Origin of the sequence: Haliscomenobacter sp. (assembly GCF_965225875.1) — a bacterium.
Classification (GTDB): Bacteria; Bacteroidota; Bacteroidia; order Chitinophagales; family Saprospiraceae; genus Haliscomenobacter.
Window position 1 is genome coordinate 3,515,878 of sequence record NZ_CBDDBS010000002.1, and the last position, 18,186, is coordinate 3,534,063.

Below are 18,186 nucleotides of genomic sequence, written 5' to 3' on the forward strand. Positions count from 1 at the left end.
CCAGTTAGTGGAGGTGACAAAGTGATTTGTGCAGTTGATGCCATTCCTACTTTGAGTGTTTCCGTTGGTGCCAATACTACCGTAGACTGGTACTCTGCACCAGTAAATGGGACTTTGTTACAAGCCAATTCAACGACTTATACGCCTACTGCTGCTGGTACTTACTACGCAGAGGCACGCAATACCATCAACGGTTGTGTGAGTTCAACCCGCACTGCTGTTGTACTCACGATCAATCCTCAGCCGGTTGCCAATGCTGGTGCTGATCAGGCCATTTGTGCGGGCACAAGTGCAAACTTGTTGGCTAGCGCTACGGCTGGTACCGCACCTTACAACTACAACTGGAGCAGTGGTCAAACTACTGCTGGTATCAGTGTTAGCCCAGCTGCCACTACCACTTACACGGTAACGGTAACTGATAGCAAAGGCTGCTCACATGTAGATCAGGTAGTAGTTACCGTGAATCCATTGCCCATTGCCAATGCTGGTACAGACCAGGAGGTATGTTTCGGCACAATGGCAACCATCACAGCTACTGCAACTGCTGGTACTACACCTTACACCTTTGCCTGGAGTTTGGGCCTTGGTTCAGGAGCTACCAAGCAGATTACTTTGTCCAGCACTACTACTTTTGAAGTTACCGTAACCGATGCCAATGGATGTACGGATACCGACGAAGTAACCGTAACGGTGAACCCACTGCCCACAGTAAATGCTGGTCCTGATCAGGAAATTTGCAACGGCCTAGCCGCTAACTTGATCGCAACACCAGGTGCCGGAACTGCACCATTTACCTACAAGTGGAGCAGCGGCCAAACTACTGCCAGCATTAGTGTTAGCCCAAGTGCAACAACCACCTACACCGTTACAGTAACGGATAGCAAAGGTTGTACCGCTACTGACGAAGTAGTAGTGATTGTGAATCCTGCTGTAGTGGCAAACGCTGGCCCGGACCAGGAAATTTGCGCAGGCAGCACCGCTTCTCTGATAGCATCAGGTAGCGCTGGAACTGCACCATACACTTACAAATGGAGCAGCGGCCAAACTACTGCCAGCATCAGTGTCAGCCCAGCAGCAACGACTACTTACACCGTTACTGTTACAGATGCAAAAGGTTGTGAGGCTACAGATAATGTTGTAATCACCGTTAATCCGAATCCGATTGCCAATGCTGGCCCAGACCAAACGGTATGTGCTGGAATCGCAGCCAACCTCAACGCCAGTGCCACTTCTGGCACCGGGGCCTACACTTACAAATGGTCAACAGGTGCTACTGTAGCCAGCATTAGTGTTTCCCCAATCGTCACCACTACTTACACCATTACCATCACCGATGCTAAAGGTTGTACAAGTGTGGATGAGGTGGTTGTAACCGTTAGCCCAGCACTGACCGTTAATGCAGGTGTTGATCAGACGATTTGTGAAGGCCAAACGCAGGCCTTGACTGCAGCAGCCAGCAATGGTACTCCTGCCTTCACTTACCTGTGGAGCAGCGGCCAAACTACAGCTAGCATCAACGTTAATCCAACAACTACAACAACTTATACGGTCACTGTGACCGATAGCAAAGGTTGTACAGGTACAGATGAGGTAGTTATTACCGTCAATCCAAAACCAAGCGTGGCTTTAGGTCCAGATCAGGAAATCTGTGCGGGCTCAAGCGCTACCCTCACTGCTTCACCAAGCGGTGGTACGCCAAGCTATACTTATGCCTGGAATACAGGCGAAACAACTGTTTCTATCACTGCCTCGCCAGTGGCTACGGCTACTTATACTGTGACATTGACCGATTCTAAAGGTTGTGTTGCTCAAGATAATGCCGTAGTTATCGTGAATCCTAATCCAATTGCGAACGCTGGTCCGGACCAGGAAATCTGTGCTGGATTCAGCGCTAGCTTGAGCGCCAGCGCTACCAGTGGTACTGCACCATTTACCTACAAGTGGTCGAATGGCGCTACTACTGCTGCCACCAGCGTTAGCCCAACTGCAACTACTACCTATACTGTTACTGTAACTGATAGCAAAGGTTGTACCGACATCGACGAAGTCGTGATTACGGTGAATCCAAATCCTGTTGCCGATGCCGGAACTGATGTAACTACTTGTGAAGGGGAAACAACTCGTCTGCGGGCCAGCGCCAGCAACGGTACACCTTCTTACACCTTCAACTGGAGCAATGGCCTGGGCGCTGGTGCACAACACGATGTTGCACCAACCTCTTCTACTACTTACACTGTTACCGTGACCGACTCTAAAGGTTGTGTAGCTACGGATCAGGTAGTAGTCAATGTCAATGATGCTCCAGTGGTGAACGCAGGCCCCGATGTAACCATCTGCGTAGGTGCAAGCACTCCGCTGACTGCTACTGCAACTCAGGGAACTCAGCCTTACACTTACAACTGGTCCAACGGTGCAACTACTTCCAGCATCAGCGTTAGCCCAACTACAACTACCACTTACACTGTCACCGTTACCGACTCCAAAGGTTGTGTAGCCAACGATCAGGTGGTAGTCAATGTTAACCCACTGCCGACCCTTATCGTCAACAATAAGCTGTGTGCTCCAAACTTGCTGACTTATGTGGTGACTTTGAACACCAATGCCGACGTAGTGGAGTCAACGCTAGGTACAGTGGTAAGCCTGGGCGCTGGTAACTTTAACATTACAGGTATTACTGCCGGACAAAATATCGTCATCACCGTTACCAACTCACAAACAGCTTGTAAAGCTACCCTGAATGTGACCGCACCAGATTGCTCCTGCCCAGTGGTAGACGCACCTGTGAGCGGTGGTGATAAAACCATCTGTACCGGAGAAGCACTTCCTGCTTTGACTGTTACTGTAAAAGCCGGTGAAACTGCGGATTGGTACAATGCTGCTGGCAACCTGCTTCTGGCTGGTTCAGTCAGCTACACACCAACTGCTGCTGGTACTTATTATGCTGAAACCCGCAATACCACCACAAACTGTAAGAGTGCAACCCGTACTGCGGTTACCTTGACGATTCGTCCAGCTACCCCAACGGCCAGCTTGACCAACGGTAACGTTTGTTCTGAAAATAGCCCAATCACGATCCCAAGTGACAATGTAATCGACCTGAATACCTTGATCACCAGCGGATTTACGGGCGGAACCTGGTCTACAGCAACGGCTGGTATCAACCTTTCCGGTTCCTTCTTTACTGCAACGAAAGCACTCGAAGGCCAAACCATCACCTTCACCTACAAAATTTCAGGTGTAGATGGCCCAGGCACTGGTAATTGCAACGATCGCACGTATACCGCAACGGTAAGAGTGAACAATTGCTTCGCTAAACTGGGTGACCTGGTATGGCAAGACCTCAATGGCAACGGTGTTCAGGATGGTGGTGAACCCGGCATCCCTGGCGTAACCGTGAATTTGTACGATCAAGCCAATATGGTTGTAGCGACTCGTACAACGGATGCCAATGGCGGTTACTTGTTTACCCTCCTGCCTCCAGCAATTTATACTGTTGAATTTGTTGCTCCTGGCGGTTATACACCAACTCAGGTAAACATTGGAGACGATACCAAAGACAGTGATGCAGATGCTTCCGGCAGAACCGGATCCTATACCCTGCTGGCTGGTGATGACAACCGTACCGTGGACGCAGGCTTCTTTAGGCCTGCGCAATTGGGCGATTTTGTCTGGGAAGACCTCAACGGCAACGGTACTCAGGATGGCGAACCCGGCGTAGCTGGAGTAACCGTTAACCTTTTGGACGCTGGCAATAATGTAATTGCCACCGATGTAACCGATGGTAGTGGGGCTTATCTGTTTGACAACCTCGCTCCTGGAGTATACAAAGTAGAATTTGTGAAACCTACTGGCTATGAGTTTACGAACCCCAATGCCAGTGGCAACGACAATACCGATAGTGATGCCGGTACAGGCAATGGCCGCACCGGAAACTACACCTTGAATAGTGGAGATTCCAATCTGAGCGTGGATGCAGGTATTTACAAATCTGCCAGCTTGGGCGACTATGTCTGGGAAGATAAAAATGCCAATGGTACTCAAGACGGAGGCGAACCTGGAATTTCGGGCGTAACCGTGAAATTGCTGGATGCCAATGGTACTACTGTTGCAACTGATGTAACCGATGCTAGCGGCCTATATGGATTCAGCAATCTGAAACCAGGCAGCTATACTGTTATGTTCAACGTACCTGCCGGGTACAATACCTCACCTGCAAATGCCGGAGGTGATGACACCAAAGACAGTGACATCAACAGTGGTGGCATGACTGGAACCATCGTTCTGTCCTCCGGCAAATCAGATCAAACCGTAGACGCAGGTCTGTATAAATTGGCCGAATTGGGCGATTTGGTTTGGTTGGATAAAAACGCCAACGGCGTACAGGATGGTGGCGAACCAGGTGTAGGCGGCGTAACTGTTCGTTTGCTGAATGCCAGCAACACCGTTATCGCAACTGATGTTACCGACGCAAGTGGCAACTACTTGTTCTCGAACCTGGTACCTGGAGTTTACACTGTAGAATTTGCATTGCCTGCAACCTATGTACGCACCACTGCAAACGCAGGAGGGGATGACGCTGCAGACAGTGATGCAAATACTGGCAATGGCCGCACCGGAACCTATACCCTGGAATCTGGTGAAAGCGACCTTACCGTTGATGCAGGTATTTACCTCTTGGCTGCCCTGGGCGACTATGTATGGGAAGACCTCAATTCCAATGGTGTTCAAGACGGCGCTGAGCCAGGTGTTTCTGGTGTTACCGTACGTTTGTTGAGCCCAGCAGGTACATTGCTGCAAACTGACATTACCGATGGTAGCGGTCTGTACGGCTTTAATGGCTTGACTCCTGGTGATTACAAAGTAGAATTTGTATTGCCCGGCGGTTACATCCGTACCGCAACTGATGCAGGTGGAAATGACGCTGCCGACAGTGATGCAAGCACCAGCAATGGTCAAACCGGTATTTACAACCTGGAATCTGGTGAAACCGACAATACCGTCGACGCCGGTATCTACCGCAATGCCTCTCTGGGCGATTACGTCTGGGAAGACCTGGATCGTGATGGTACTCAGGACGGTACTGAAAGTGGAATTGGCGGTGTAACCGTCAAGTTGTACGATGCGAGCAACACACTGGCAGGTACAACGACTACCGCAGCTGATGGTAGCTATAGCTTCACTGGCCTCAAACCAGGCAGCTATTCTGTAGAATTCAGCAAGCCAACTGGCTATGTCTTTACTACAGCCAATGCAGGAACTGATGCAACCGATAGTGATGCCAACACTGCAACGGGCCGTACTGGAACCATAGTATTGGCTTCTGGTGAGCAAAACCTCACCATTGATGCAGGTCTGTATACGGTTACCTCTTCTCTGGGCGATTACGTCTGGGAAGACCTCAATGCCAATGGCATTCAGGATGGCAACGAACCCGGTATCGCTGGAGTAACCGTCCGCCTCTTGAATGGCTCAGGTTCTACCTTGCAGACCGATGTGACCGATGGCAGTGGAGCTTACTTGTTCGAGAACCTGCCCCCAGGAACCTATATTGTAGAATTTGTGAAACCTGCTGGCTACGAAGCTACTGTAGCCAATGCTGGCGGGGATGACACCAAAGATAGCGACGCTGGTAGCGGCAATGGCCGCACAGGCAGCATTGATCTGAGTCCGAACGAAACAGATTTAAGCAATGATGCAGGTTTCTACCGCCTCGGATCCATTGGTGATTACGTTTGGGAAGACCTCAACGGCAATGGTGTACAAGATGGCGGTGAGCCAGGCATTAGTGGAGTAACCGTTAAACTGCTCAATGCAAGTGGTACTACCGTTGCAACTGACGTAACCGACGGCAGCGGTCTGTACGGATTCAGCAACCTGACGCCAGGTACTTACACCGTGATGGTGAATACACCTTCAGGTTACACTACTGCGCCTCAAAATGCTGGTGGTGACGATGCCAAGGACAGTGACATCAACTCTGGTGGCATGACTGGCCCAATCGTACTGAATTCAGGTGAATCCAACCAGACCATTGACGCAGGCTTGTTCAAACCAGCTTCTTTGGGCGACTACGTTTGGGCAGACCAAAATGGCAATGGTACACAGGACGGCACCGAACCTGGTATCTCCGGAGTAACCGTAATGCTTTTTGCTGATACCAATGGCGATGGCAATCCTGATGGGGGCTCAATTGGCAGCACAACTACAGATGGATCGGGCTTCTACTCCTTTACCGGATTGCAGCCAGGAAACTATGTTGTGAAGTTCACCAAGCCTAATGGTTACGAAACCGTAGCTCCAAATCAAGGTGGCAACGACAATACCGACAGTGATGCCAACCCAACTACTGGCTTGAGCGGAACCGTTAACCTGTCAAGTGGCGAAAACGACACCAGCATCGACGCGGGCTATGCCCAATACGATCTGGCGCTGAGCAAGTCCTTGAACAGTAGTACTCCTGGTCCATTTGCACCTGGCAGCACCGTGAAGTTCAACATCAGTGTAACCAACGAGGGCGGCTTGAATGCCAGCAATGTGGTAGTAACCGACCGCTTGCCTTCTGGCCTCAACTTCGTAAGCATCGAAGCTGGTACCAGCGGAGCCATCAGCAATGGTGGTGGTGTAGTGACCATCCCAAGCATTGCTTCTGGTCAAACTAAGACCTTCACCATCGTAACTTCGATTGCGGCCAACTTCCAGGGCTTAAGCCTGACCAACGAAGCTGAAATCACTACCGATGACGGCAACGACAAAGACTCTACACCAAACAACGACAATCCAAATGAAGACGATCAGGATGATGAACCTATCCAGATCGGCCAAACTGGAAAAATCGATGTTGAAAAACTGGTGAATGGCAAAGATGCCGATACTGCACCAGGGGTGATCGTCTTTGTACCCGATGCTGGTGTCAATGTAACCTGGACTTACGTGGTGACCAACACGGGTACGCTCAACCTGACCAACGTTGCTGTAGTTGACAACAAGGAAGGCGCAGTATGTACCATTCCAGTACTCGCGGCAGGCCAGTCTACAACCTGTACCTTGACCCGGCCAGCCATTTTGGGATCGTATGTAAACGAAGCAACCGCAACGGGCCAACCCGTTGACAATACCAATAATCCAGTAGGTAGCCCAGTATCCGACAAGGATCCAGCCAACTACACGGGTGTATACATCAACATTGACAAAGAAGCGGATAAAACGGTGATTTGTGCCGGAGAGCCCGTTACCTTCTCGCTGACCATGCGCATGAAAGGTGGTGCTCCTGGTATCCAGTTCCGCGGCATCAGCGTAACCGACAATAACCTGCCTAACGCACTGGTACCTGGTGGACAATACTTCCAGGCGGCTAGTGATGCCAACGGCAATGGTTTCCTCGACTTCGGTGAAGAATTCGTGTGGATTTACACCATGAACATCACCAGTACCATCACCAACACGGCTATGGACATGGCCGACGTATGGGCTCCAGATCCTGATAACCCCAACAACACCATCAAGATTGGTTCAATTGGAGCAACAGATCAGGTAACCGTAACCGTGAACAGCAACCAGTGTGCTGAATTGGGTGATCTGGTTTGGGAAGACCTGAATGCAAATGGTGTTCAGGATGGTAGCGAGCCAGGCGTTTCTGGCGTAACCGTGCGCCTGCTCAATAGTGCAGGAACACAGATCGCAACCGATGTAACCGACGGTGGAGGCAGCTACCTCTTCACTGGTTTGATCCCTGGTGATTACAAAGTGGAATTTGCACTGCCGTCTGGCTACACCCGCACTTCTGCCAACGCAGGTGGTGACGATACCAAAGACAGCGACGCAGGGGCAAGTGGCCAAACTGGCTTGTACAACCTGACCAATGGTGAAAGTGATCTCACCGTCGACGCAGGTATCTACCGCAACGGCTCCATCAGCGACTTCGTTTGGGAAGATAAAAATGCCAACGGTGTTCAGGATGGTGGTGAGCCCGGTGTATCTGGCGTAACCGTTAAACTGCTGGATGCTTCAGGTGCTACCGTAGCAACTGACGTTACCGATGGCAGCGGCCTGTACTCCTTCAATAACCTGAAACCTGGTAACTATACCGTAATGGTGAACGTACCAGGTGGCTACAGCACCAGCCCATCTAACGCAGGTGGAGATGACACCAAAGACAGTGACATCAACTCCGGCGGTATGACCAGTACCATTACCCTAACTTCTGGCGAAAACAACAGCAGTGTAGATGCAGGTCTGTACAAATTGGCGGAATTGGGCGACCTCGTTTGGGAAGACACCAATGCCAACGGCATACAAGATGGTGGTGAACCTGGCGTAGCCGGGGTAACCGTAAGACTGCTGAATGCTGGTGGCTCTACCATTGCTACTGATGTGACGGATGGTGGCGGTAATTACCTCTTCAGCAATCTGGTACCTGGCAATTACTCGGTAGAGTTTGCTCTGCCTACGGGTTATGTTCGCACTTCCGCAAACCAGGGATCTAATGATGCAGCTGACAGCGATGCCAACACTGGCAATGGCCGGACTGGAACTTATACCCTGGAGTCAGGAGAAAGTGACCTCACTGTCGACGCAGGTATCTACCGCAACGGTTCGATCAGCGACTTCGTGTGGGAGGACAAAAATGCAAATGGCAAACAAGACGGTGGCGAACCAGGAATCAGCGGTGTAACCGTGAAATTGCTGAACGCTGCTGGAACCACCATCGCCACAGATATTACCGATGGCAGCGGCTTGTACTCCTTCAACAACCTTGCACCAGGAACTTACACTGTAATGGTTAACCTCCCTGGTGGATATACGCCTACTAAGCAAAACAATAGTGACGATAGCAGTGATTCTGACATCAACACTGGAGGAATGACTGGGCCAATTGTGTTGACTTCGGGTGAAAACAACTCTACGGTTGACGCAGGCTTCTATCGCTTCGCCACCTTGGGTGACTATGTATGGAATGACCTTAACCAAGATGGTGGCCAAGATGGCAATGAACCTGGTATCGGCGGCATCGTAGTTACTTTGCTGGATGGCAATGGCAATACCGTAGGTACCAAAACTACCGATGGTAGCGGTAAATACGAGTTTACCAACCTGGTTCCAGGAGACTACAAGGTGGTATTCGGTGGCAAAACCGGATTCATCCGCACTGGTCAGGATCAGTCAGACGATGCATCTGATAGCGACGCCGACCTGGGTGGTCAAACCGGAATCTATACCTTGACCAGTGGTGAAGTTAACCGCACTGTCGACGCAGGCCTTTACGAAGTAACCTCTGCAATTGGAGACTACGTTTGGGAAGACCTCAACCTCGATGGTATCCAGGATTCCAACGAACCTGGTATCAATGGGGTAACGGTCAACTTGCTGGATGGCTCAGGCAACATCATCAGAACGACGGTTACCGCCGGAGGAGGTGCATACCTTTTCACCAACTTGCCTAGTGGAACCTACAGCGTTGAGTTTGTGAAACCTAATGGTTACACTTCGACTACGCCAAATGTGGGTAGTGATGTACGCGATAGTGACGCCGATGGAAGTGGCAAAACGGCTACATTTGTACTGCCTGCTGGTGGTACCAACCTCACCATCGACGCGGGCTTCTATCGCCCAGCTTCCTTGGGCGACTATGTATGGTTGGACAAAGATGGCGACGGTTTCCTCGACATCGACGAAGTGGGCGTACCTGGAGTTGAAGTACAATTGATGGATGCAGGGGGCAACGTATTGGCTACCACCACTACCGACGCCAACGGGGGCTATAACTTTACCGACCTGGCTCCTGGTAAATACAAAGTAACCTTCGTATTGAGCAATCCAGATTACGCTTTCACTGCGCCAAATGCCGTTCTAAATGATGATTTCCGCGACAGCGACGCTGATCCTAACACGGGTATGACCGGCTTGTACGATATCAGCTCAGGTGAAAATGAAACCACCGTTGATGCGGGTATCTACATCCCTGCCAAAATCGGAGACTTCGTTTGGTTGGATACCAACAAAAACGGTGTTCAGGATGCGGATGAGAAAGGAGTAGAAGGCGTAAGCGTAAGATTGACTAGCAACCGTTTCGCGGGTCAGGAATTCGCAACCACCGACGCCAACGGTATGTACATGTTCCCGAACCTGCGCCCTGGCGATTATCAGGTAGAATTTGTACTGCCAAATGGCTACACTCGTACAGCAGCCAATACTGGCGACGATAGCAAAGACAGCGACGCAAACGTAGCTACAGGTAAAACAGGTACTTATACCCTGACTTCCGGCCAAATCAACAACACCGTTGACGCCGGTATTTACCCATCCGCTACCTGCTCGATCAATGCAGTGGTGAGCAATATAACTTGTGACAACAAAGGCACTGCGACACCAAGCGACGATACTTATAGCTTCTCCCTCACTGTAACGGGTAGCAATACCGGTGCAGGCTGGAAAGCAACCATCTTCGGTCAGGAAGTAACGGGCACCTACGGCCAGGCCGTAGTGATCGGCCCACGCCTGATCAGCCTGGGTGGTGGACAGTTCACCGTAACGGATGCAACAAGCAACACTTGTACTTCATCGGCAAGCGTAACTGCTCCTGCACCTTGTTCGACACCAAGTGACCTGAACCTGGCCAAGACCTTCGTGAGCGCAACGGCACAACCTAACGGCAGCTACAACGTGGTATACAACATCACGGTAAGCGCACCAGCAGGTAGCCTGAGCAGTACTTATGACTTGTCTGACCAACCATCCTTCGATACCGATGTAGCGATCAACTCTGCATCCTACACCAGCAGCGTATCCGCTGGCGGTAACCTGGCAGGCACCGGACCATGGACTTTGGCAAATGACCAGGCCATCAGCGCGGGTCAAACCCATACTTACACCTTGACGGTGAACGTAAGTTTGAAACTGACTGATACTGCGGGCGACAACGTCTACACCAAGTGTGGCCAGTCCAACCCAGCAGCACCAAAAGCAGGTGAAGGCTTGTTCAACAAGGCGACCTTGGATGTGAACAACGATGGCAATGCCGATAAAGAAGCTACTGCTTGTGGTGACCTGCCCGAATGTCAACTGACGGCTCAAGTGAGCAACGTCGTGTGTGACAATAAAGGCACTGCTACACCAAGCGACGATACTTACAGCTTCACCGTAACCGTAACGGGCAGCAACGCCAGCACGGGCTGGAAAGCGACGATCTTTGGTCAGGAAGTGACAGGTAGCTACGGCCAGGCCGTAGTGGTTGGCCCACGTCTGATCAGCCTGGGTGGTGGACAGTTCACCGTAACTGATGCCAACAACGCAACTTGTACAGCATCAGCAAGTGTAACTGCACCAATTCCATGCTCGACACCAAGTGACCTGAATCTGGCTAAGACCTTCGTGAGCGCAACGGCACAACCTAATGGCAGCTACAACGTGGTGTACAACATCACGGTAAGCGCACCAGCAGGTAGCCTGAGCAGCACTTACGACTTATCTGACCAACCATCCTTCGATACCGATGTAGCAATCAACGCTGCATCCTACACCAGCAGCGTATCCGCTGGTGGTAACCTGGCTGGCACCGGACCATGGACTTTGGCGAACGATCAGGCCATCAGCGCGGGTCAAACCCATACGTACACCCTCACGGTGAATGTAAGTTTGAACTTGAGTGATGCAATCGGCGACAACATCTACACCAAGTGTGGTCAGTCCACACCAGCCGCACCAAAAGCAGGCGAAGGCTTGTTCAACAAGGCTCTGCTGGATGTGAACAACGACGGCACTGCCGATAAAGAAGCTACGGCTTGTGGTGATCTGCCTGAATGTCAACTGACCGCTCAAGTGAGCAACGTCGTGTGCGACAACAAAGGCACCGCCACACCAAACGACGATACTTACAGCTTTACCGTAACCGTCACTGGCAGCAACGCCAGCACAGGTTGGAAAGCGACCATCTTCGGTCAGGAAGTAACGGGTAGCTACGGCCAGGCCGTAGTGATCGGCCCACGCCTGATCAGCCTGGGTGGTGGACAGTTCACCGTAACTGATGCCAACAACGCAACTTGTACAGCATCAGCAAGTGTAACTGCACCAATTCCTTGTTCGACACCAAGCGACCTGAACCTGGCCAAGACTTTCGTGAGCGCAACGGCACAACCTAACGGCAGCTACAACGTGGTGTACAACATCACGGTAACAGCACCAGCAGGTAGCCTGACCAGCAGCTACGACTTGTCTGACCAACCAGCCTTCGATACCGACGTAGCGATCAATAGTGCATCCTACACCAGCAGCGTATCCGCTGGCGGTAATCTGACTGGAACCGGACCATGGACCTTGGCAAACGATCAGGCCATCAGCGGAGGTCAAACCCATACTTACACCCTGACGGTGAATGTAAGTTTGAAACTGACTGATACTGCGGGTGACAACGTCTACACTAAGTGTGGTCAGTCTACGCCAGGGGCACCAAAAGCAGGTGAAGGCTTGTTCAACAAGGCTCTGCTGGATGTGAACAACGACGGCACTGCCGATAAAGAAGCTACCGCTTGTGGTGATCTGCCTGAATGTCAACTGACAGCTCAAGTGAGCAACATCGTGTGTGACAACAAAGGCACCGCCACACCAAGCGACGATACTTACAGCTTCACCGTAACCGTAACGGGCAGCAACGCCAGCACGGGCTGGAAAGCGACCATCTTCGGTCAGCAGGTAACCGGTAGCTACGGTCAGGCCGTAGTGGTTGGCCCACGCCTGATCAGCCTGGGTGGTGGACAGTTCACCGTAACTGATGCCAACAATGCAACTTGTACAGCATCAGCAAGTGTAACCGCACCTGCACCATGCTCGACACCAAGCGACCTGAATCTGGCCAAGACCTTCGTAAGCGCAACCAAGCAAGCCAATGGCAGCTACAATGTGGTGTACAGCATCACCGTAACAGCACCAGCTGGTAGCCTGAGCAGCACTTACGACTTGTCTGACCAACCATCCTTCGATACCGATGTAGCGATCAACAGCGCATCCTACACCAGCAGCGTATCCGCTGGCGGTAACCTGGCTGGAACCGGACCATGGACTTTGGCAAACGACCAGGCCATCAGTGCAGGTCAAACCCATACCTACACCCTGACGGTGAACGTAAGTTTGAACCTGAGCGATGCAACTGGTGACAACATTTACACCAAGTGTGGTCAGTCTACGCCAGGGGCACCAAAAGCAGGCGAAGGTTTGTTCAACAAGGCTCTGCTGGATCTGAACAACGATGGCACTGCTGACAAGGAAGCCACTGCTTGTGGTGACCTTCCACAGGATTGTAACCTCACTGCCACGGTAAGCGCAGTAAGCTGCGACGGCTTAGGTACCAAAGATACCCTCGATGACGTGTATACCTTCCGTCTCCTGGTATTGGGTACTGGCACCAGCTGGAAAGCGACCATCGCGGGCAAAGCAGTCACTGGCAGCTACGGTCAGGTAGTAGTACTCGGACCATTCAAGATTAGCGACGGCGTATTGCAGTTCACAATTGCGGATGCAAGCAACGCTGCTTGTGTAAGCGATCCATTGAGTGTGTTCCCTCCAAGACCATGCTCTGGTAGCACCGAACCTTGCAACATCGGCCAGGCTGAACTGCTTAACGTAGTTTGTAATCCAATGGGTACCCTGAGTGACCCAAGTGATGATACCTATACATTTGAACTGAAAATCTCTGGTAGCAGCAGCACCAACACTTGGGTAGCTGAAGATGGCAAAAACACCAGTGGTAAGTATGGCCAGGTGGTTAAATTTGGACCATTCCTGATCAAAGATGGTGACAAGACCTTCTTGATCCGCGATGCAGGCAACTCCGAGTGTAAGGCTACAGTTTATGTGCCTGCGCCAAAAGCTTGCTCTAACGAGTGCGCGGTGAAAGCCGAAGTGAAGAACATTTTGTGCAACAACAACGGCACACCAGAGAACAACGACGATGATACCTTCACGTTTGAATTGACCGTAACCGGCAGCAACGCCAGCACTGGCTGGATTGCCAATGATCCGAACCTGAGCACAGGTCAATACGGCAAAACCGTAGTGATGGGCCCATACCGGATCAAGACCAATGCAACGGTTAAATTCAGCATCTTCGATCAGTTGCGCTTCAACTCTTGCGCTACCGAAGTAACGGTAACTGCACCAGCAGCTTGTTCTTCAGTGCCCAAGTGTGAAATTGTAACCAAGATCCAGAACGCGAAGTGCAGCAGCAACGGTACCGCTGATGACCCAAGTGACGATACCTTCACCTTTGAAGTGATTGTTACGGGTAAAAATGCGGGCAACAAAGGCTGGAAAGCTGAAGACAACAAGCGCAGCATCGGTGACTACGGACAAGTGGTGAAATTTGGCCCATACCGCATCGCCGATGGCCAGGTGAGCTTCAAGGTTCGCGATGCTCAGGATACCACTTGCTACACGCTCTTGTTGGTAGGTGTACCTGATGAATGTTCTCAAACTTGCGCCATCAAAGCAACGGTGGTGGATGTAAAAGTGGACAACAAAGGTACTGCTGATCCAAAAGACGATAGCTTCAGCTTCACCGTGAAAGTAGATGGCCGCCACAGCTCGGCTGCCTGGACTGCCGACGATGGTATGCTCAACCCAATCCGTGGCTTCTATGGCACTACGGTAGAGTTTGGTCCATACCCAGTAAGCGGCGGCGCCAAAACGGTGAACTTCCGCGACCTCCTGGATGCTGACTGCCGCACCACCGTGAAGGTAGAGCCTCCTGTAAATCAAGGCTTGCCAGAATGCCCAGAAGATGTAACCGCAGTGCGTAAGACCCGCACAGCCCAAGTCTTCACCGGCAATTTGAATACCAACGATAAGAACTTCAGTGACCTCGGAAAAGAATGTTGGTTGCCTGAATTTGCGCTGCCTGCCGGCAAACGTTACTATGAAACACAGACTTTCAAAACGGATACGGCGCGCAAACAGAAGTACACGTTTGTACTGCTGACCAATATGTTGACTACCGATAAAGTACCTGGTGTACCAGCGGGTGCTCCTGACGCACACGGTGCCCTCTTCCTGGGCAACGAGTACGATAAGGCCCTGGCTTGTGGCGACGTAGCCGTACCATGCAATAACCCACTGTCTTACGAAGTGCTCGAAGGCACCCTCCGTTTGGTGGTACCTGGCTATCCTCGCGAGACCTGGAAAATGGCCATGCAGTTTAGTGCTGAGTTGGATTCCAATTCAACTTACACACTCCTGGCTACAACCTTGTCTCCAGAGAAAACCGGTGGCTACGTTTGGGTGGTCTACAACGAAGTAACAGGCAAACACTTGTTGTTGAACCCTGCTACCCGTCAGCCTTACCCAAGCCAGGCAGTGGTGTTCGAGCGCGACATCCTGTGTAGCGACATCGCTGACATCTTCAACGTAGCCGAAAGTATGGAATACCTCGGCAAACCGAAGAAGACCGAAACTTGCGCTGAAATCGACGAGGTGACCATTAAGGATCGCCTGATCACTGGTGGTGAGTGTGCCGCAGATACCATTGTTCGTGAGTTTACCATTTACCATGTAGACTCTACGATCAACTACTGCAGCCAGTTGATCATCATCAGCAAACCAAGCTTCGAACACGTAAGTCAGCCATTGTGCAACTACACCTTCGAATGTAAGGAGCTCGATGACATCAAGTTGGACGCCAATGGCCACCCACACCCACAAGTAACGGGTTATCCGTTCGTGGTGAGTGCCTTCGGTACCCACAACCTGGACAACGCTTATTGCAACCTGAAAGCAACTTACCGCGATGTAATCGTGGATACGATTTGTGCAGGTAGCTATGTGATCCGCCGTACCTGGAGCATCACCGACAAGTGTTACCCAGACAGCATCCTGAACTTCGAACAGCACATCAAGATTGGTGACTTTACTGCACCAATTGTAGAGTGCCCACTCGACCAGCACTACTGCCCAATTGTTGACGCCAATGTGATGATGTTCAGTGCAGATCCATTCGATTGCGCTGCCACCATCAACGCACCGCTGCCATTGGTGAAAGATGCTTGCTCAGATAGCTTGTACATCGTGACTGAAGTACTCAAGATTACCCGCCGGGTGATCCTGAACAGCCAGGGCCGACCAATCGATACCGTAGAAACGACCGTTGTGATCGATACCCTCTTGCCAGGTGAAAGCCGCAAGTTGGCCGGGTTGACCTTCAGCGACTACTACTTCCGCTATACGGTAACCGATGGTTGTGGCAACCAAACTGTACAACTCTGCCGCTTCCGCGTGGCAGATCAGGAAGCTCCGATCGCGATCTGTATCGACAAACCGAACTTCTCGCTCGGTTCTTCAGGTCTGGCCAGAGCTTACGTACGCCACATCGATTGGGGTAGCTACGACAACTGTGGCATTGCCAAAATCAACGTACGCCGCTTGCACATTTACGATACTGAAACGGGTGAAAAACTCGCCAAGCCATACTACTCCAACTGGGGACCATACGTTGAGTTCAACTGCTTCGACGCACAGGGTGATGGTTTGGTAGAAGTAGAAATGGAAGTAATCGACTCTTCTGGCAACCGCAACATGTGTTGGACCCGGGTGCTGGTGGAAGACAAAATTGCTCCAATCTGTGGCGGCTTGGCCGACAAAACCATGGATTGTGCAACACTGCCAATCGGCTTCAATCCGTTCGACACCAAGAAGTTGGAACAAGTGTTTGGCCTGGCTCATGTAATCGACAACTGTGAAGGCACCGCCCGTGAGTTGACCCCAATTGTGGGCAAAACTACCGATGGAAACTGCCTGATCACACGCCGCTTCATTGCCAAGGACATCCACGGCAACGTATCCAGAGATACCTTCAAGCAACGCATCGTGCTGACCACCAAAGACGGCAAGATCTGCGAGGTATGTGATGCCAAACCATTTGTCAACGGTGTTATCCGTACCGAATGGGGCGAGCCAGTTGAGTTTGTTGAAGTATACCTGAGTGGCGACGAGCACAAGGATCTGAAGACGAACATCAAAGGCAAGTACGAATTCAATCCATTGAAACCGAACCATCACTACACGATCACACCGTTGTACGATGAAGGACACAAAAATGGTTTGTCTACCCGTGATGCTTATTTGATCCAACGCTACCTCCTGGGTGACAACGCCCTGAAGAGCCCATACAAACTGCTGGCTGCCGACGTGGACAACAACGGTAAGATTACCGCGATGGACATCCTCGAACTGCGCCGGGTAGTCCTGGGTGACATGGAGCTGTTCCATAGCAATACCAGCTGGAGATTCATTGACTCTACTTATCGCTTCGCCAACGCCAAGGCACCTTGGAAAGAGGCTTATCCAGAAGTAATCGGTATCGACAACCTGGAAAGAGCGATGATCGGACTCAACTTCGTGGGCATCAAGGTAGGTGACGTTGACGAAAGTGTACAACCGAACTCAAATACCGTAGCCGTACCACGCAGCATGGGCAGCAGCTTCGAAGTGAAAGCCCTCGATCAGTACCTGAAAGCTGGCAATACTTACGAAGTAGCATTTACCGCAGCCGACCTGGCCAAACTGAAAGGGTACCAATTCACCCTCGAATTTGATCCAAGCACACTGCAATTTGCCGACATCGTTTACGGCCTGGCTGGCAAGGAAAACATCGGTGTCCGCCGCGCAACTCAGGGTATGATTACCACCAGTTGGAATGCCCTCCAGGGCCTGACCGCCAACAGTGGTACCTTGTTTACCCTGAAGTTCAAAGCCATCGCCGATGGTCAACTGAGCGATCTCTTGCAGATCAACTCTAAAGTGACCACTGCCGAAGCTTACGATGAGAACCTGGATCTGATGGATGTCAAATTGAAGTTCGGCGAATTGAGCACAGTCAACCCTGAGTTTGTACTGTACCAAAACGCTCCGAACCCATTCAACGAAAGCACCATCATCCGCTTCCACATGCCCAAAGCATCAGCGGGTAGCATGCGCTTCTTCGACGCTCATGGTCGCCTGTTGTACACAGTGGACGGTGAGTTCAAAAAAGGCATCAACGAAGTACCTGTAACGCGTGAAAACCTGCAAGGGGCGAGTGGCTTGCTGCTCTATACTTTGGAGGTGGATGGAAAAATGGTGACGAAGAAGATGAGTGTACTGAAGTAAGGATAAAGGTTTTGGGGGTTCCAATGGTCGTGAGTTGGTCACTGAGCTAAGTCGAAGTGA

The 18,186-nt window shown here is 51.3% G+C and carries 1 protein-coding gene (only partly in view); it reads left to right on the top strand.

The window, feature by feature from the left end:
* On the top strand, positions 1–18,126 hold the 3' portion of the coding sequence (locus tag ACO08K_RS16665) for an SdrD B-like domain-containing protein (protein ID WP_421797541.1). It extends 14,265 nt beyond the left edge of the window; the window shows 18,126 of its 32,391 coding nt (coding positions 14,266–32,391); the start codon falls outside the window, past its left edge; the stop codon is at positions 18,124–18,126.
* Positions 18,127–18,186 lie beyond the last annotated feature (60 nt).